We start from the raw sequence: 16,050 nt of genomic DNA on the forward strand, positions 1-16,050 counted from the left end.
ATGGTTTTAGTGTATTCATCATGCGCCGGGCGCCTGGACATTCGCGCTTGCAGAAACCGAAGCGACGGCCTTTTCAAGAAACTTCAGCAGACAGGGATGGAGCCAGGTACCGACGCGCAATTCTTCTTCGGACTCCTCTGCACGGCGTATGGCCTGGAGTGCGGCGTCGTCCAGTGCCAGCTTGTGCCGCATGGCCAGCCACGACCTTGCGATCAGCTGCACCTCGGCGCTCGTGGCTGGACAATGAGCGTTGCGCAGGACTTCCAGGCTATCAAGCAGGCCTGGCCACTCCCGCATCACGCCGATGTAAGTGCGTCGCAGGTATTGATAGGCGTTGGGGCTCAAATGCTTGCGATAGATCAGCAGGCGGTGCTCGCAGAACGCCTTCAGGATGTACTCTCCAAGCTGTGGAGAAAACCCCGTATTAAACAGGTCCTCCCCGCGCGAAGTGAGCAGATTGTCCACGCGCACGAACATTCCAGCGTTTGACCGCGTGTCTTTTTCCACCAGCGCAATCCAATCGCGTGCCGCACGGCGAGCAGCCGATGCGCGTGGAGACACTCCCCTTTCAAACAATGCCCTGAGACCATCAATACGCTTTTGCCAAGGAGCCGCAAATCTTCCGTTAGCTCCAAGCAAGGGCAAACTGAGATCATCTTCACTGAGATGGTGGCGATAGAACGCCATCGCTTCCAGCGTATTGAGGCAACCCGCCTCCGACAGGTCTTCTTCAAGTAGTGCACGTTGCAAACGTTCCAGACGGGTGCGAAGTTTGTGCTGATGCGCTATCTCGGCATCGACACGGATCAGCTGCGCAGAAAGAATGGCCGGGGTTGAAAGTGTTCCTTCACACAGGATCTGGCGGATTTCACCCAGAGAAATGCCCAGCTCGCGAAGCGCCAGGATTTTGTTGAGCCGTTGGATGTCTGCCGCTCCGTAAAGCCGATAACCGGCATCGGAGCGAACTGACGGTTCAAGCAGCCCGAGGTTGTCATAGTGGTGCAATGTGCGTACCGAAAGCCCCGCCCGCTTGGCAAGTTCGCCGACTTTTAGCTGCACAGCAATGTCCCCTCACGCCAATTCAATGCACATTAGCCTACAGTTGCGGTGAACAGGCGCAAGCCACCATCCACGGCCTGGAGCCCATCTCGCCGACGCATGAAGTAGCGTGTGTTAATTGCTTCCGCATCCAGGCATTCCACATCGCAGAACCCGTTACAAAGGAGCATCTCCATTAATTGAGCGGGATCAAACGCGCTTAGCCAGGGCTCCCCTGCGGCCGCGAAAGACCGCGCAGCCATATCTTCCATCCATTGCTCTACCGGAGACAGAAACTCGCGTGAGATGCGGGCATCGAACAAAATCTCGCTCTGGGAAGAATAAAGGGAAACCTGGCGGATGATCGCCGAAACGACTGAGGTTTCCAGGTAAGGAAGCACGCCCAAGCAGCTGAATATGGTCGGCAGCTTCGGATCAATTCCATGGTTACCGAGCAATTCCATCAGGGGGGCTTCAGCCAGGTCGGCAGTCAGAAAGACCACGTTGGAAGGAACGGAAATGCCGCTCTCCTTCAGACGGTCAAGTTTCCATTGTTGGGTCTGCGCTTGATCCAGTTCGACGCATCTGACGTTGTCAGGGATGCGAAGGAACAGCGTGTCCAGGCCTGCTCCCAAGATCACGACCTGGCGAACTCCGGTGCCAATAGCGCGAACGACCCTGTCTTCCACAAGCCTGGTGCGTGCGACCACAGCGGCGCGCATTGTTCGAAGCATGGGAGCGTTGTGGACATAGGGGTCAACGAGCGTTTGTCGCGCCAGGTTGCTGCCCAATATGTCGAACGCGTGTCTATCCTGCAAAAGCGTGGGCTCATCGAGCAGTTGATGGACCGCACGTGCAAGGGCCATGGTAAGCGCTGACTGGCGGCGGGGAATGCCATCGAGCAGTGGTTGCGGGTTCATGTTTCAATCACATCCCATTGATTTCAGTTGACCATAGAAATGGTCAACCCTCCCGTAACGTCAGGGTCAAGTCCGTTTTCCCGTTCCTGTTCGACTCTTTCGCCCATCAGGATCAGCCCCCAAGGCAAACTAGTTGTTCAGCTCAGAGAAACAGGCTCATGTAGCCAAGACAACATTCCTATCTGCACCGTCCGCTTTCGACCCATAGCTGCCATTCGCTCAAGGCGACTATCGGGTAATGCCGTCATTTCAATTGCCACCTGGCTGCCTAGCTCGGCGATTTGAATTTGATTCAAGAAACATGTTCCGGCCTGGTGGCTAATCCCCCTCAGTGAGCCGATGGATACTTCCATCCATCAATGCCCCACGAGATAGCCACCATGAAACATGTATTCCAGAAACTATTTAGCCTCGGTGTGATGCTGATCGCGCTGCAAGGCGTGACTACGAACGCAACTGCATCTACGTAGCAGCAACCACCGACGCCATCGGTGCTGCAGCTCATCAATCCCAGCCAATTTGAATGGCAGAAGACCATTCCGCAGCTGGGAGAGAAATCTCCTGAGTACGCCATTCTTCATGAAGACAAGGAAACCGGCCTTACCACATTGATGTTCCGTACGCCTGTGGCGGTACACATCAAACCGCACACTCATCAACGCGCAGAAACTCATGTGGTGTTGGTGGGCGGCACACACGTCTTCAAATCTAACGGGGTCCACTACAACATCCAGAACGGTGGCTTCTTCCGAGCTCCTGGTGGGGTCGTGCATGAAGCCTGGTTACCGGCTGGATCGCAAACTTTCAACATTTTGGAAAGCGGTTGGGTAGTAGATTGGCTGAACGGTGGCCCATCGGCTGAGGACATCGATCAGTACCCGCCGAAAGCACCCCAGTAACTGTCGGGAGGAGAAAGGATGATGCATGGATCATTGGTGATCATCGCCCGTGCGCGGGCCAGGCAAGGCTTTGAGGAGCAGATGATCACTGCTCAGAAGACGCTTGTAACCCTAAGTCGCGAGGCGCCGGGCTGTCTCAGCTATGAGCTTTTCGTATCCGTCCAAGACCCTGGTCTGGTGACGTTCTTCGAACGTTGGGAGTCTGCAACCGCTTGGAGAGCACATATGCAGGGCGATGCTATACGCGCATTTCGCCAAACAGCTGGACACTGCATAGGCGAGTTCGAGCTTGATGAAATGCACCAAGTGGCCTGAGTCAAAATTCGTAAAGCCGGACGGGCTGAGGCAAGGCTCAAACCGCCAGCAGCATATATTGGCCGCATCCCAGACTGCGGCCTTTCCTTTTAGCCAAGCGACCTCAACAACGGCCCGACTCGCTCAACCAGGAAATCGATGAAGACTCTCACCCGTTGCGGCATGTAGCGCTGGTTGTTGAAGATCGCATGGATCTCCTCGGTGTCCCCTGGATTGAAATCAGCGAGCAGCTCGACGAGCCGACCCGCCTTCAGATCCTCTGCGACATGGAACATTCCTAGCCGGCTAATCCCCAGCCCATTGACCGTCATCTGGCGCATGGTTTCGCCATTGTTGGTCAGCATATCGCCGCGCACCGCCAAGTACTGGGTTTGCTGGTTCAGCTTGAACGGCCACTCGTCACGGGATCGGCGGAAGTTGAAATTGAAACAACGATGATTCTCCAGCTCATCCGGTGTTCTCGGTACACCATGACGAGCCAAATAGCCCGGTGAAGCCACGACCGCGCGGCGGCTGCTACCCAACATGCGTGCACGAAAGCTTGCGTCGTCCAGCGGCCCCATGCGTATCGCTACATCAATGCGTTCGCGCTTCAAATCAACCAAGGCGTCTGTAAGCGATAGATCGAGTGTGATGTCGGGATACGTAAGGTTAAAGTTACTGATAATCGGGAGGAGCTGGTGCGTGCCAAAAGGCACCGACGTATTGATTCGCAGGAGGCCACTCGGGGCCGCAGACGAGCCGAAGGCGTCGTGCTCCGCCTCCTCGATGTCGTTAAGTATCCGGACACAACTATCGTAGAAACGAGCACCTTCACCAGTGATTGCCAACTGACGTGTAGAGCGTTCAAAAAGGAGCACACCTAATCGCTCTTCAAGCCGGGAGATGAGCTTGCTTACCGCTGAAGGCGTCAGGTTCAGTAGCTTTCCTGCAGCAGAGAAACTGCCGGTTTCGACGACCTTGCTGAAGACCAGCATCTCTCCGCTACGGCTGTCCATGAACTCATCCTATATGTGAATTTTCTTCTGCAATCATATTCCATTGCATGCGCTAATCAATGCATTCGAACACCTCCATACTTCTCCCCAGCGGACTGATCCGCCCCTCAATTCAACGTTGGAGAATGGTATGAACCTTGGTTTAGAAGGCAAAACTGCATTGGTAAGCGCCTCCACTGCAGGCATCGGCTTGGCGATTGCCACTCAACTCCTAGAAGATGGAGCTCGCGTCATCATCAACGGGCGTAGTGAAGCTGGCGTGGCGCAGCGCGTCAGCGAGCTAAACAAGCGTTTTGGCGAAGGGCGTGCTCTGCCGCTAGTTGCAGATGTCAGTCAGGCTGGTGGCGAGGCGGTCGCAGCCGCCGCATATCCGCAAGTCGACATCCTGATCAACAACATGGGCACCTATGGGCTGAGCGACTTCTTCAGCACCACTGATGAAGACTGGCAGCGCATGTTTGAGACCAATGTCTGGAGTGGGGTGCGGTTGGCCCGTACCTACATGAAGGGCATGCTGGAGCGCGGCCATGGCCGGGTGATTTTCATCTCAAGCGAAGTTGCACTGACTCCGATGGCCGCGATGGCCCATTACAGCGCGAGTAAGGCTACGCAACTGTCGATCTCCCGCAGCCTTGCCGAGCTGACCAAGGGCACCTCGGTGACCGTCAACGCCGTGCTGCCAGGGCCTACCGAGACAGAAAGCCTCAAGGGTTTCATCGAGTCTGTGAATCCGGGACTGCCTTATGCTGAGGCCGAGAAGAAATTCATGGCAGAGAATCGCCCCTCTTCGCTGATCTACCGTCTGGCCAAACCAGCCGAAGTCGCAAACGTAGTGGCGTTCCTGTCCAGTGAACGTGCTGCGGTGATCAATGGTGCGGCAATTCGTGCAGAAGGCGGCACTGTGCAGACCATCGTCTAAATCCGTTGCGTGATGAAAAAAAGTCTGCCCGCAAACGAAGGATTAAATGACCTTCTTGCTGACGGGCTCGAACGCTATGCCCGACGTAGGGCATAGCGGCGTAGAAGCACCTAGGCGAAAGGAGAGCAGTATGAGCGGCATGCTGGAACGTACATTCCTAATAACGGGCGCCAGTAAGGGCATCGGTCGGGCTATCGCCGAGCAGCTTGCGGCCAGTGGGCACCAAGTTGTTGGCATCGCTCGACGGGTGGAAGACAGTCATTTCCCAGGAGAATTGATTGCTGCCGACCTGAGCGATACAGATAGCACCATCCAGGCGCTTGAAGGACTTAAGGCTCGCTATACCTTCGACGGGCTCGTTAACAACGTAGGGCTGGTGAAGCCTCAAGGCGTCGTTGACGTCGACCTAACGAGCTTCGACGAGGTCATGAAGGTCAATTTGCATCCTGCACTGTTGGCAACCCAGGCTCTCCTGCCGGGTATGTCCGAAAGGGGCTGGGGCAGAATAGTGAATATCTCCAGCCTGACGGTTCTCGGAATCCGGCAACGCACATCCTACGCCGCCGCAAAAGCCGCCTTGATTAGCTTCACGCGAGGCTGGGCGCTGGAGCTGGCGCAAACCGGGATCACAGTCAATGCGATCGCCCCCGGCCCTATCGAGACAGATCTGTTCCGAGGTGGAAATCCTGAAGGAAGCTCCGGCGAGGCCGCTTACATTGCAGCAGTACCTATGGGGAGATTAGGGAAGCCTCATGAAGTAGCTGCCGCAGCAACATTCCTGCTTAGCGAGCAGAGCTCATTCATCACTGGGCAGACACTCTACGTTGATGGCGGTGCATCAATCGGTAGGAGCGCGTTCTAGTTGAAGTGCTCCTCGAAGGGCCGTTTCTGGCCGATTGATGTCCTCGATGAATGGCCGCTATGGGTCGAAAGCAGCCATTCACGACCGGCGACAAACGTCCCCCTAGCCGCCGGGCGCATCGAGCGGCTCAAGCTGCCACTTCATCCTCAATCAGAGCCCACAACCTAGCCGCCTCGGCAAACTCCAGCATGTCGGCCAACTGCCCCGCATCAACGTCCCCGCGTCGGTGCGCAGAAATCGCGAGTTCAGCAAGCACCCCGGCTCGGCCATCCGGATCGGCTACAAGAGCGGGCTGATCATTGAGTTCGGCCAGCCAGGCCGCTGGCAGGCTCAACATTTGACCGTCCACAGTTGATCGATCCGCGTTGTATAGGATTGGCTCATCATCTCCCTCCTCATCCCCCAGTCTGGTGTCGCCGGCACGCTGGCGGCTCGCATTGTCCCCCTTCCCCAGCGCTCATTGATGTCGTCCATCACCTGCATCAGCCGGTCACATGCCACCGATTGCTTGAGCGCGAACAAATCCTCTGAAAACTCACCTGGTTGCCGCAGGTCCATCAGCAGCACCTCGGCCTTGCTGTAGCGGAACCCAGGCCTGAAGATCCTCCCGACCGCATCGGTGGCCAGTCGAGTCATCAGCAGCGTGTCGCAGGTTGGGTAAGGAAGCTCCACCAGCGCACCCTGGGCGTGATGCGCCTCCTCCGGATTGAACATGCCTGTGCGGATGCTGACCCGCATGCGCTTGCACACTGACCCTTGAGCCCGCAGTTTCTCCGCAGCGCGGCTAACATAAGTGGCCACGGCCTGTTTGATCGGCGCCAGCTCGGTCAACCGCTTTCCGAACATCCGACTGCAGCAGATCTCCTGCTTCGGCGGTTCGGCCTCGTCAAGTTCAAGGCATGGTGTGCCAGCGAGCTCTCGGGCCGTCTTTTCAACCACAACGCTGAACTTCTGGCGAAGTGTCCAGGCGTCAGCTTTGGCCAGGTCCATGGCTGTGCGGATGCCCATCGCTTCAAGGTGAGCGGTCATACGCCGACCAATGCCCCATACTTCCTTCACCTCGGTATTGCGCAACACCCAATCGCGCTTGAACGGATCGGTGATGTCGACGACGCCACCTGTCTGCGCCAGCAGGCGCTTGGCGGTGTGATTGGCCAGTTTCGCAAGCGTCTTGGTTCCGGCGATCCCGACACCCACAGGAATCCCCGTGCACTGGAAGATCCTCGAGCGCAGCTTTCGTCCGAACTGGGTCAGGTTTTCCTGAATGCCGGAAAGGTCAGCGAAACACTCGTCGATGCTGTAGACCTCTGTTGCCGGCACCATCGATTCGATCAGCGTCATGACACGCTCGCTCATGTCGCCGTAGAGCGCATAGTTACTGCTGAAGGCCATGATGCCGTGTCGGCGCAGCTTTTCCTTCGCTTGGAAAAACGGCTCGCCCATCTTCACAAATGGCTTAGCGTCGTATGACCTAGCGATCACGCAGCCGTCGTTGTTGCTCAACACGACGATCGGGGTCTTGGTCAGGTCGGGCCGAAATACGCGCTCGCAGCTCGCGTAGAACGAGTTGCAGTCGATCAATGCAAACACTTGGTCACTGCGCATGGTCACGAACGCTGTAACGCACAACGCCCCATATCACGAGCTCGTCGCCCTCCATGATGTACCGCGGCGGATATGCCGGGTTCTCGGACTGCAGGATGACCACCCCATCGCGGCGGTGCAGGCGCTTGCAAACTGGCTCGCTGTTAACCGCGGCAATCACCACATCGCCGTGTTCAGCCTCGCGGCCGCGATCGACGATGACGATATCCCCGGAATAGATGCCTGCCCCTTGCATGCTGTCGCCTTCGACTTTCACTAGATACACATGGGGCGCACGGAGGTCGAATAACTCATCAAGGGAAATATGGCCTTCCAGGTGGTCCGCAGCAGGCGACGGGAACCCGGCCGGCACGCGAAACGAATACAACGGGAGCAGTTCGGTACCGCCAGTTGGCGTACCCAAGAAAGTGATAGTCATGGTGGAAGGTCCGAAGCAGACTGTATGCATATACAGTAAATCCGGCATCGGCTGCCCGGTCAATCCTGGATGGTGAAAATTCTGACGGGCGAGAGGGGGAAATATGTGCGGACGATACTCGATCTATGAGTCGATGGATCACTACCTGCGCCAGCTATCGCTGGACCTGATGGTGATCAATGGGTACGACCGTGAACCCATCAGTCGTTTCAATGTGGCGCCTTCGACCCGGGTCGAGGTAATCCGCAGAGTAGACGAGGGGCTGAGTGTGGATAGAGTCAAGTGGGGATGGTCGCCTTTCTGGGCGAAGGGGAAACGCCCGAACCCGATCAATGCTCGGGCCGAGACGGTGGTGATGGGAAAATTCTTTAAGGCTCTGTGGCCGAACGGAAGGGCTTTGGCGCCGGCAAATGGCTGGTTCGAATGGGTTCCAGATCCTGCAGACCCCAAGCGAAAGCAGCCGTACTACATCACGAGCGCCGATGGCGGACCTCTATTTTTTGCCGCGCTCGCAGAAGTACATCAGGGTCTGGAGCCAGATGAACGGGATGGATTTGTTGTCATCACAGCCGCTGCTGATCAAGGCCTGGTCGACATCCACGACAGAAAACCCCTGGTGCTCTCGCCTGAAACCGCTAAGGAATGGCTGGATCCAGCCACATCAGGCGAACGCTTGGAAGCAATTGTCGAGGTTGGATGCCGGCCAGCACAGGACTTCCGGTGGTTTCCAGTTGGAAAGGCGGTGGGGAATGTTAAAAACCAAGGCCATGAGCTGATTGAGCCGGTCAGTGAACAGAACCGCCAGGGCGACCTAGAGCTCTGAGCTGGTAGTCGGTTACCGCCTGGAACTGCGATTCGGCAATTAGCCGCAGACGCTCCACCTCTTCCGCCGGCTCACCCGAAGCCTGGGCCTCGTGATAACGCTTCATAGCGTCCACGGCGTTGGTGTACATGGGATGGTCAGGGTAAAGGATCGGCGGCTTACACTTCATCGGGGTTCCATCCTAAGAAGGCCATCACTGAATGGTAGCCGGTGCCCGACCTGCTTGGATTAACTGGTAATCGATAACCGCTTGGTATAGCGAATCCGCCAATAGGCGTAGGCGCTCGACCTCTTCAGGCGGCGCGCCACCTGTTTCCGCATCACGATGGGCCCGGACCGCTTCCAGAGCTTTCAGTAGCAAGGGCTCACCAGCGAGCGCCATCCCTTCCAGCGTTCTTTTCACGGATTAATCCTTTGGTGGAAGTCAGTGCATTATAGGCCGCTTCGCCCCAGTGCCCGCTATTCAGTGGATCGAGGCGATGCGGCTACAATTGACCCTGACTTCACACCCCGATAAGGCGGAAAACCGAGCTCCACCTTGGCGACTTCCTTAGCAGGGTTAGGCGGTTGACAGCTACGCCTTCGCGGCAGGCTTGAGTCTGAACGTAACCCCCATCCTGTTGAAAGCGTTCATTGCAGCAATCGTGGCAGTCAAATCTACCAAGTCTCGCTCGTTGAAGACCGCGGAGGCGGCAGCGTAGGCCTCGTCCGAAACATGGGTTTCTCCCACATTGGTCACCTCTTCTGCCCACTTCAATGCAGCGCGCTCTAGATCAGAGAATAAGTGTTCCGCCTCATGCCAAACCGCGACTAGCAGCACCTTGTCAACTGACATGCGGCCTTTGATCAAGTCGCGAGAGTGAAGATCGATGCAGAACGCGCAACCATTGATCTGTGATACTCGAAGGAAGACCAGATGTATCAACTCCGGAGGTAGATTCGTTCCGGTGGTTACATAGTGGTGTAACCCGGTCAGCGCTTTTGCTGCACCGGGAGACTTTTCAAACCAATTCATACGAGTCATACATACTCCATAAGCGCTTTCGTAAACACAGACGCATTTTATTGCGTACGCGGCTCGGCTCATGGGTCCAATCCGCTGTAATTTCTGGGTTCCAATAGGTGGCTAGGGCGCTTTTCTGCCTCCCTGCTTCCCTGCTTCCTTGCTATGGAGAGAACTTTCCAAAACCGTCGATCACCGCCTCGCATGCCAGGCCGGCTATTCGGCTTCGCTCAAGCGCCGTCGCGAGGTCTCCCGCCATTCGGTCAGCTTCTTCAAGCAATCCCCCGAGCACCACGACGGCAGAGGTTCCTGCTTGGCGCTGCTGGGCAGCGATGGTGTCGCAGGTGGCTCGGTGACCGACCCGCAGTCGGGCGATCTCACCGCGCAGCCCACCAGCAGCAGACTCAGCAGCATCGGCGCGGTCTTGGGCCAGTTCCAGTTTCTTACGCGCACTCTCACCCTCCTCGTCCGCCACGGCTTGGCGGCGCTGTTCTTCGGTTCTGGCCTGGGCAGCGGCGCGCCGGTCACGCTCGGCCACCTCCAGGCGGTAGTCGGCCAAGACCTTCTCGGACCGCGCAGTTTCCGCGCGCGCATCAGCCGCAGCCCCGTCAGCAACCACCACCCGGTACTGCTGGCCACCGGCGACCAGTACCAGTGCGAGGAGCCACCAGCACCAGGCTGGTACCGCACCGAGCCGAATCACGCCAGCGCCCTCCGCACACCCTCGTCAATCACCTGATCCGGGTACGGGTTGCCGCCGTTCTCGTGCACGATGATGCCGAGCACCATGCCGCGCAGCGTGGCCGGGTCCTTGATGTTGATCGGGTCGGTGGGTCGCACACCGATGCGCTTGGCCACTGCTGCAGCGTAAGCCTGGGTGTCGTTCTCGCTGCTCGGCGCCCAGCGGCTGATGGTTTCCAGCACGGTATCTATTCCCTTCTCGCCCACTCCAGGCAGGCCGTCTTTGCCGCGGTAGTTGATAACCAGCTTGCCGAGGGCGCGGATGCCGTTCTCGGCCTGGTCGAACCTGGCGAAGCGCGGCTTGGCCACGCCCTCCTCTATGCCCAGCTGGCCTTGCCAGGCGTTCCGTGGGTTGAAATCGATGTTGCCGGGGTTATTGTTGCGTACACCGCGGGGAGTAGTCATTCAGTGACCTCCAGTACTGGTTGACCTGCAGCTTCCTCCACGGAGACGGTAACCTGAGCCTTGTAGCGCTTGAGCACCTGGGCAGTGCGGACGATCGCAGCTGGCTGCTCCTCCAGCAGTTTGCGGGCCGCGGCATCCGCTTCCTGTTCCGTGGCGTACTCGATCTGGTGGATCGGATCGAAGTTGTTACTGCTGTTGATGACGATGAAAGGCATGGGCTTTCTCCGGGCAAAAAAATACCGCCGGGCGGCGGTTGAGTTAAGTGTTGCTGCGAGTCAGGCCGGTGGTGCAGGCCAGTCGATATCAGTCGGCCAGCCGGCCTGTTCTGGCACTCGGTTGAGCAGTACGCGGAACCGTTGCCAGTCCGTGAGTGTTTTCGCCTCCGCCTCGCTGGCCATCCCCAGGGCCACGGCATCGGCCAACGGCGCTACGGCCTGGTCAGCTTCCCTGCGGAGCTGGGCAATAGTCCTGAGCGCCAGCGCCTCAGCCTGTTGGGCCGGAGTCTGCATCAGGCTCCAGTCGATCTGAGCGAAGCCAAGGGTCGGGAAATGGTCCTCGACCGCCTTGCCGGGGAGAGCGACGCGCCCGTCGGGAACATCTACCAGGTCGCGAGGGAAGCGCTCGGCTTCGGTTGACTCAGGACTGTTCGGGAGGAAAAGAGTCAGCACCACTTGTCCGCCAACACGCTGGATGGGCCCAGCTACCCATGCCGAGCCGATAGCGTGGGCCGGCAGTAAAGCCCCGTCCACCAAGTTGGCTAAGTCAATCGTCAAACCGTTGATGTTGAGCTGCTCGCCGTTCTTCCATACAGCGAGCTGCTGCGGCGGGTACATTTCCTGGGGTGTAAGTTTGATGATCATGAATGCCCCTATTTCCACCAGCCAGTGCCAGTGAGCGACACGACGTTTTGTGCACGGGTGACGCTAGAGATGAACGCCGCCCCGCTAGGAGTGGCCCACGCAGTCGGTGATGAATTGTCGTACCCAGTGACTGGCACGTTCGAGACACCTAACCCAACATTAGTACTGGCCTGGAAAGCGAATGGCCAAGTCACGTTCTTCACCACGTTGGCGGAATAGCCGGTGAACGTCGCAACACAGATCAGTAGGCCGCTGGCGAACTGGAAGTAGTAGCCATTGGCATTTGAGCCTGACCGCATAAGTGCTCCGGCTGCCGGGTCACCGATGATCGGTGCTGCTGCAGCGATACCTGCCGGAATTGCTCCATTGGCGGGCGCTCCCAAAGCGCTGTAGAGCTCGTTGAAGTTGTTGATAGCCTTCAACCAGGCGCTTCGACGGTCGTCCCCTCCGACGCCGTTAGGCGCGCTTCCTAGGTTGATTACTTGCTTTGCCATATAGATTCCTTAAAGCGGTTTCATTGGCCTGGAAGCGAACAGCGTTCGTCCGTTGGCTGTGAGCGGATTGATCCCCGATCCGTTGTCGCAATACATCTGCAGGACAGATCTGTTTCCAGGCAGAAAGCCGCCAAAATTGGCGCGAAATGGTTGGGTTGTTTGTCCAATGGCAGTGACAGAAAACAAAGCATTCGCCAGGACGTAGTCCTGGTAACTGCCGGTCCAGGGCATTTGATTGCTAGGTGCATACCAAGCCCCACCTGTCAGCGGATCTCCAGCCACAACGAAGGAATTGGACGCAGGTTGGCCGTTTAGCAGCGCCAGATTAGCGGTGGTGATAAAGGTCCGGTTGCCTGCGGCGTCCCGGACCGAGGCTCCGTATTGGCCCGGAGCTGCATCCGGCACCATGTAACTCGCACAGAACCAGTTGATCATCATCGGATAAAGGGCAGCCTCTCCATGCCCGCTTTGGTTGTTCCAGGCTTTCAGCCTGAATCCGGTCCAGTTCCCCGGGCTACCTTTCACCGAAAAGTTACCGACCATCATGTAGTCATCGGCATTCAGAAAGACCATGGGTCTTTCATACGTGGTGATCGGCGCAACAAAGTTCACATCTGCCCATTGAATCTGGTTCCGGCTACCAGGTCCTTGGAAGCCAATGTTGAACCTGCCGTTATAACGAACCGTTAGCACCTGGTTGATTGAATCGATCTGCGTTCGGATGTTGTTGTTCGAAGCGCGGATGCCATAAGAACCAGGAGCAGCAAATGGCTCGCCCCCCATCGACAGAATCATCACCTGCCAGGTCTGGGTGTAGGGTTGCCGCAGTTGCAGTTGCCCCGTGGAGTACCATGCTTGAGGACTACTTGTGTTTTCTCCTCCGTCATACAGTGCATCCACGACCACGAACGACTGCGCCTGGATCTCGGGAATGGAGATGTACTGGTCGAACGCTCCGTTACCAGCGACCTGCATCATTTTCAGAGACCGCACCGAGGTGATGGTGGTGTCCAGGGTGGTAACCCCGGACGCATCGCGCGTCCGGAGCCCATACAGATCAGCCATCAGGTAAGCCTCCCCACTGCTGTCCGCTCAATGCCGTTGGCGTCATAGACGTACAGGCCGCCGTTGTTGAGCAGCGTCGAACCATTGGCATCCTGCCCCCTTAGCGTGAACGTGCCCGCTGCGAAGTTGATTTCAAGCAGCGGTAGGCCCTGGGCGTTCAGCGCAGCAGATCGAATGGTCATACCGGCCACAATTTGCTGGATGAAGGCGGTATTGATCACCGCCTGGTTGATGAAGACCTGACCACCTTCGACCACGAAGGGAAGGATCGTCTGACCATTCAGGCTGTCGATGATCGCCAGCCGCTGGGCCATCAGCAGGATCTCGCCCTCCTCCCCATTGCTGCCGATCGCGATGCCCGAGACGACCTTGCGGCCGCCCTGGTTTGTCTCGACCTTCAGTGTGGTTTGAGCCGACACCCTGCCATTGATGTCAGCCATGACCTCGCTGACCTGCTGGACCGACGCATTGGTCTGGCCCATCTGCGCTTGGACCGTTTCAACCTGCCGCCCCATTGCGATACCGTCCTCGATCCGGGCCGATTGCTCAGTCCAGACGCCCACCAGACCACCCGCGGCGCCAGCCAGGCCGGACGCATCACCCTCCATTTCCGGGTTCACCTGGACATAAAGCCCGTCCAGGCGACTGGCCTGCGCGGTTATGGCCGTGCCCTGCTGCTTCACAACCGTGTCCATCTGGCTGATCGCAGTAGCCTGAGCGGTGACCGCCCGGGCGCTAGGCCCAGCGACAAACGGCGACGGGGTGTTGCTCTCTCCGACCCGCTTTTCGACCATGATCGAGTCCACCACCATCGAGGCGCTTGGCGCTGCATGCCGGTTCGGGTAAATCAGTAGACCGACCTTGCCGCTTTCAGGGATGGTGATTGGGAACGTGATGCGCGTACGCTCGGTGGTATACAGCTGGGTCGCGGATCGAGAGGTCACTCCGTTGTACAGGTTGACCATCATTGAGCCGGACGTGCCGCCTTTCACATACATCGACACGAGGTAAACTCCAGGTTCAACCCGGATGTTGAAGGCCGCCGGATTGTTGGTCGGAGCTAGCACGATGTACGAAAACAGGCTGTCGGTGTCTGCCTCCAGGGAGTAGCCGAACCCGGAGTCAGCCTCGGGCACCGCCACCCCAGTCTTGGTCAACAACGCGCCCCCAGTGACTGGCAACGCGGCTGAAGTCAGCCAGCTGTAGGCACTGTCGAGCAGATTGGCGCCGCTCCCCCCAATTCCTCCCACGCTGCTTTGCAGTTGCGTCAGAGCCTGGCCCTGGCTGGTCAGCGTGTTGCCTTGCTGGGTGACACTCGCGCCGAGGGTGCTGATGGCATCCGCGTTCGCTGTATCGGCAGCGGTGACGCGGCGCGCGACGATGTTGCACCACAGCGATCGACCTGTGCCGTCCGCCGGTTCAGTACGGGTTAAAAACCGCGCCGATACGGCTCCCGCCGGCGCAGTAATGCGCCCGGCGTAAGACTTGAATCCTGTCGCCGCAGCCGCTACCGAGAATGCGTTGAAATAGCCCAGGTTGGTCCCGGACTTGTCAAAGAACTGCATCTGCAGCCGGGCAGTTTGGCCAGCGGTCATGTAGCCCGGCCAGATATCTGCCGACAGGTCGAACTGCTCGCCGCCAGCAGTTACTACGTTTGCTGCCGCCCCGCAGAAGCTGTTCGTATAGAACGACACGCCTTTGCCGGCGGAGGGATGCGCCGAGACGTTGGTTATCCGGGCATCACCGGTCCAAGGGTCAGTCAGGCCATCCTCGAAACTGCCACGCAGGATCAGGTTGTCAGGTTGTTGACCGATGGACGCCTTGATCTGAGTGAGCGAGGTGCCCTGGGCCGTCAGCGTGTTGCCTTGGTTGGTGACTGCAGTTTGCAACGCCTGCAGTGCAGAGGCGTCAGCCTTGGCCGCCACTTGAGCAAGTGCGCTGGCCGCAGCAGCCGCTGCATCAGTGGCCACCTTGTCGGTCACCGCAACCCAGGCGGACCCGGTCCAGCGCTTCGGCGTGTTCGCCGCCCCCGTGGTATCAATCCACAGGTTCTGCGCCAGGCGCTTGTCCGTTGCCGGCTCGGTGCTACTGTAGATCACCTCCCCTTTGCCGCCGGCCTTGTCGGATGCCGCTTGGGCAGCCTGCTGCGCAGCCGTCACGTTACCGTTTGTGGTCTGTAAGCTGCTGCTCAGGCCCAGGATGGCCGAGGCGTTCGCCTCATCACCGCTGATCCGGGCGGTACGCTCATCCACAACCGAGGCCACGGACGCCGAGGGCGCGACCTGGCCCACGGCGATCCAGTCGATCTCGAACGCATCGCCCGCCACTGAGCTCAGCCACAGGTGCAACCTGGTGATCGTGCTGTCCGACCAGTCGGAACCGCCGGCAGTCAGCTGCGACATGTCCCACTCCAACACCATGCTCTGACCGACCGCTAGGCCCGGGTCCGGAATGACTTTCCGGTACGACGTGCTCGAGGCGTGGTTAGCTGTCACGTAAGTGATCTGCCCGCTCCATCCGGTACCGGCTCGACGTGTGACCCTGCAGCGAACGCGGTCATGATCGCGCCCATTGATCGACACAATCGGGCTGTGGAGGTAGGCGCTGGTGTCAGTGTTGGTGACGATCAAACGCCCATTCTCCACAGCCAGGCTGCAGCGGGTGCCCGACCAGCCTTCAACGGTC

Annotated in this window: 21 protein-coding genes; 5 read left to right on the plus strand and 16 right to left on the minus strand. The window is 58.3% G+C overall.

Features of this window, described 5'->3' with window-relative positions; translation table 11 throughout:
* Window positions 1–18 precede the first annotated feature (18 nt).
* Both V3314_RS18905 and V3314_RS18910 read right to left on the minus strand, forming a co-directional pair.
* Window positions 19–1,059, minus strand: coding sequence for a MerR family transcriptional regulator (locus V3314_RS18905; RefSeq protein WP_264209512.1), 1,041 nt, complete (start codon window positions 1,057–1,059; stop codon window positions 19–21).
* A gap of 32 nt (window positions 1,060–1,091) precedes the next feature.
* Entirely contained in the window at window positions 1,092–1,958 is an 867-nt protein-coding gene (locus V3314_RS18910; RefSeq protein ID WP_338459491.1) for a class I SAM-dependent methyltransferase, read from the minus strand.
* A gap of 491 nt (window positions 1,959–2,449) precedes the next feature.
* On the opposite strand from V3314_RS18910, the gene V3314_RS18915 reads away from it, so the two are divergent.
* Complete coding sequence (locus tag V3314_RS18915; protein WP_338459492.1) at window positions 2,450–2,857, plus strand: hypothetical protein; 408 nt, start codon at window positions 2,450–2,452, stop codon at window positions 2,855–2,857.
* Window positions 2,858–2,893: 36 nt separating this feature from the next.
* Window positions 2,894–3,172: a putative quinol monooxygenase gene (locus V3314_RS18920; protein WP_338459493.1), complete on the plus strand. Its 279-nt coding sequence runs from the start codon at window positions 2,894–2,896 to the stop codon at window positions 3,170–3,172.
* 89 nt (window positions 3,173–3,261) lie between these two features.
* On the opposite strand, the gene V3314_RS18925 is transcribed toward V3314_RS18920, so the two are convergent.
* Window positions 3,262–4,170, minus strand: a complete 909-nt coding sequence (locus tag V3314_RS18925; RefSeq protein ID WP_338459494.1) for a LysR family transcriptional regulator — start codon at window positions 4,168–4,170, stop codon at window positions 3,262–3,264.
* Between the two features lie 130 nt (window positions 4,171–4,300).
* Here V3314_RS18925 and V3314_RS18930 point away from each other — a divergent pair, with 130 nt between their 5' ends.
* Both V3314_RS18930 and V3314_RS18935 read left to right on the plus strand, forming a co-directional pair.
* On the plus strand, window positions 4,301–5,089 hold the full coding sequence (locus tag V3314_RS18930; RefSeq protein WP_338459495.1) for an SDR family oxidoreductase: 789 nt from the start codon (window positions 4,301–4,303) through the stop codon (window positions 5,087–5,089).
* Window positions 5,090–5,228: 139 nt separating this feature from the next.
* Window positions 5,229–5,951 (plus strand): SDR family oxidoreductase, encoded by a 723-nt coding sequence (locus V3314_RS18935; RefSeq protein ID WP_338460322.1) that lies wholly within the window; start codon window positions 5,229–5,231, stop codon window positions 5,949–5,951.
* 127 nt (window positions 5,952–6,078) lie between these two features.
* Here the strand turns inward: V3314_RS18935 and V3314_RS18940 are convergent, their stop codons facing one another.
* From V3314_RS18940 to V3314_RS18950, 3 genes are read right to left on the minus strand one after another with little or no spacing between them, the layout of a single operon-like run.
* Window positions 6,079–6,288, minus strand: a complete 210-nt coding sequence (locus V3314_RS18940; RefSeq protein WP_085615073.1) for a hypothetical protein — start codon at window positions 6,286–6,288, stop codon at window positions 6,079–6,081.
* On the minus strand, window positions 6,282–7,556 hold the full coding sequence (locus tag V3314_RS18945) for a Y-family DNA polymerase (protein WP_338459496.1): 1,275 nt from the start codon (window positions 7,554–7,556) through the stop codon (window positions 6,282–6,284). Before V3314_RS18945 ends, V3314_RS18940 begins: the two co-directional genes overlap by 7 nt.
* On the minus strand, window positions 7,546–7,974 hold the full coding sequence (locus V3314_RS18950) for a S24 family peptidase (RefSeq protein ID WP_338459497.1): 429 nt from the start codon (window positions 7,972–7,974) through the stop codon (window positions 7,546–7,548). The genes V3314_RS18945 and V3314_RS18950 overlap by 11 nt, the downstream gene beginning before the upstream one ends.
* 103 nt (window positions 7,975–8,077) lie before the next feature.
* Between V3314_RS18950 and V3314_RS18955 the strand changes: the two genes are divergently transcribed.
* Window positions 8,078–8,797, plus strand: coding sequence for an SOS response-associated peptidase family protein (locus V3314_RS18955; RefSeq protein WP_338459498.1), 720 nt, complete (start codon window positions 8,078–8,080; stop codon window positions 8,795–8,797).
* Here V3314_RS18955 and V3314_RS18960 read toward each other — a convergent pair.
* From V3314_RS18960 to V3314_RS19005, 10 genes are all read right to left on the minus strand, one after another.
* Window positions 8,760–8,966, minus strand: coding sequence for a hypothetical protein (locus tag V3314_RS18960; protein ID WP_046615170.1), 207 nt, complete (start codon window positions 8,964–8,966; stop codon window positions 8,760–8,762). The two genes, V3314_RS18955 and V3314_RS18960, sit on opposite strands and share 38 nt — an antisense overlap.
* Before the next feature lie 24 nt (window positions 8,967–8,990).
* The gene (locus V3314_RS18965; RefSeq protein ID WP_019097712.1) at window positions 8,991–9,200 is read right to left on the minus strand and encodes a hypothetical protein; all 210 of its coding nucleotides are present in this window, start codon (window positions 9,198–9,200) and stop codon (window positions 8,991–8,993) included.
* A 171-nt stretch (window positions 9,201–9,371) separates the two neighbouring features.
* The gene (locus tag V3314_RS18970) at window positions 9,372–9,821 is read right to left on the minus strand and encodes a carboxymuconolactone decarboxylase family protein (protein ID WP_019097713.1); all 450 of its coding nucleotides are present in this window, start codon (window positions 9,819–9,821) and stop codon (window positions 9,372–9,374) included.
* A 142-nt stretch (window positions 9,822–9,963) separates the two neighbouring features.
* The gene (locus V3314_RS18975; protein ID WP_338459500.1) at window positions 9,964–10,503 is read right to left on the minus strand and encodes a DUF2514 family protein; all 540 of its coding nucleotides are present in this window, start codon (window positions 10,501–10,503) and stop codon (window positions 9,964–9,966) included.
* Window positions 10,500–10,946 (minus strand): structural protein P5, encoded by a 447-nt coding sequence (locus V3314_RS18980; RefSeq protein ID WP_046615167.1) that lies wholly within the window; start codon window positions 10,944–10,946, stop codon window positions 10,500–10,502. The genes V3314_RS18975 and V3314_RS18980 overlap by 4 nt, the downstream gene beginning before the upstream one ends.
* Window positions 10,943–11,161: a hypothetical protein gene (locus V3314_RS18985; protein ID WP_338459501.1), complete on the minus strand. Its 219-nt coding sequence runs from the start codon at window positions 11,159–11,161 to the stop codon at window positions 10,943–10,945. Before V3314_RS18985 ends, V3314_RS18980 begins: the two co-directional genes overlap by 4 nt.
* A gap of 60 nt (window positions 11,162–11,221) precedes the next feature.
* Window positions 11,222–11,806 (minus strand): tail fiber assembly protein, encoded by a 585-nt coding sequence (locus V3314_RS18990; RefSeq protein ID WP_338459503.1) that lies wholly within the window; start codon window positions 11,804–11,806, stop codon window positions 11,222–11,224.
* An 8-nt stretch (window positions 11,807–11,814) separates the two neighbouring features.
* The gene (locus tag V3314_RS18995) at window positions 11,815–12,300 is read right to left on the minus strand and encodes a hypothetical protein (protein ID WP_338459505.1); all 486 of its coding nucleotides are present in this window, start codon (window positions 12,298–12,300) and stop codon (window positions 11,815–11,817) included.
* Window positions 12,301–12,309: 9 nt separating this feature from the next.
* Window positions 12,310–13,365 (minus strand): hypothetical protein, encoded by a 1,056-nt coding sequence (locus V3314_RS19000; RefSeq protein WP_338459506.1) that lies wholly within the window; start codon window positions 13,363–13,365, stop codon window positions 12,310–12,312.
* Window positions 13,365–15,785 (minus strand): DUF1983 domain-containing protein, encoded by a 2,421-nt coding sequence (locus V3314_RS19005; RefSeq protein ID WP_338460323.1) that lies wholly within the window; start codon window positions 15,783–15,785, stop codon window positions 13,365–13,367. Before V3314_RS19005 ends, V3314_RS19000 begins: the two co-directional genes overlap by 1 nt.
* Window positions 15,786–16,050: the final 265 nt, after the last annotated feature.

Source organism: Pseudomonas sp. TE3-3-F2023 (genome assembly GCF_036784815.1).
Classification (GTDB): domain Bacteria; phylum Pseudomonadota; class Gammaproteobacteria; order Pseudomonadales; family Pseudomonadaceae; genus Aquipseudomonas; species Aquipseudomonas pudica.

What these genes read in the sequence shown, in the direction of transcription:
- V3314_RS18995 (WP_338459505.1), bottom strand. Translation starts at nt 12,300, where the DNA reads ATGGCAAAGCAAGTAATCAACCTAGGAAGCGCGCCTAACGGCGTCGGA.
- V3314_RS18985 (WP_338459501.1), bottom strand. Translation starts at nt 11,161, where the DNA reads ATGCCTTTCATCGTCATCAACAGCAGTAACAACTTCGATCCGATCCAC.
- V3314_RS18925 (WP_338459494.1), bottom strand. Translation starts at nt 4,170, where the DNA reads ATGGACAGCCGTAGCGGAGAGATGCTGGTCTTCAGCAAGGTCGTCGAA.
- V3314_RS18910 (WP_338459491.1), bottom strand. Translation starts at nt 1,958, where the DNA reads ATGAACCCGCAACCACTGCTCGATGGCATTCCCCGCCGCCAGTCAGCG.
- V3314_RS18960 (WP_046615170.1), bottom strand. Translation starts at nt 8,966, where the DNA reads ATGAAGTGTAAGCCGCCGATCCTTTACCCTGACCATCCCATGTACACC.
- V3314_RS18930 (WP_338459495.1), top strand. Translation starts at nt 4,301, where the DNA reads ATGAACCTTGGTTTAGAAGGCAAAACTGCATTGGTAAGCGCCTCCACT.
- V3314_RS18945 (WP_338459496.1), bottom strand. Translation starts at nt 7,556, where the DNA reads ATGCGCAGTGACCAAGTGTTTGCATTGATCGACTGCAACTCGTTCTAC.
- V3314_RS18980 (WP_046615167.1), bottom strand. Translation starts at nt 10,946, where the DNA reads ATGACTACTCCCCGCGGTGTACGCAACAATAACCCCGGCAACATCGAT.
- V3314_RS18955 (WP_338459498.1), top strand. Translation starts at nt 8,078, where the DNA reads ATGTGCGGACGATACTCGATCTATGAGTCGATGGATCACTACCTGCGC.
- V3314_RS18990 (WP_338459503.1), bottom strand. Translation starts at nt 11,806, where the DNA reads ATGATCATCAAACTTACACCCCAGGAAATGTACCCGCCGCAGCAGCTC.
- V3314_RS18970 (WP_019097713.1), bottom strand. Translation starts at nt 9,821, where the DNA reads ATGACTCGTATGAATTGGTTTGAAAAGTCTCCCGGTGCAGCAAAAGCG.
- V3314_RS18950 (WP_338459497.1), bottom strand. Translation starts at nt 7,974, where the DNA reads ATGACTATCACTTTCTTGGGTACGCCAACTGGCGGTACCGAACTGCTC.
- V3314_RS18940 (WP_085615073.1), bottom strand. Translation starts at nt 6,288, where the DNA reads ATGTTGAGCCTGCCAGCGGCCTGGCTGGCCGAACTCAATGATCAGCCC.
- V3314_RS18935 (WP_338460322.1), top strand. Translation starts at nt 5,229, where the DNA reads ATGCTGGAACGTACATTCCTAATAACGGGCGCCAGTAAGGGCATCGGT.
- V3314_RS19005 (WP_338460323.1), bottom strand. Translation starts at nt 15,785, where the DNA reads ATGGTGTTGGAGTGGGACATGTCGCAGCTGACTGCCGGCGGTTCCGAC.
- V3314_RS19000 (WP_338459506.1), bottom strand. Translation starts at nt 13,365, where the DNA reads ATGGCTGATCTGTATGGGCTCCGGACGCGCGATGCGTCCGGGGTTACC.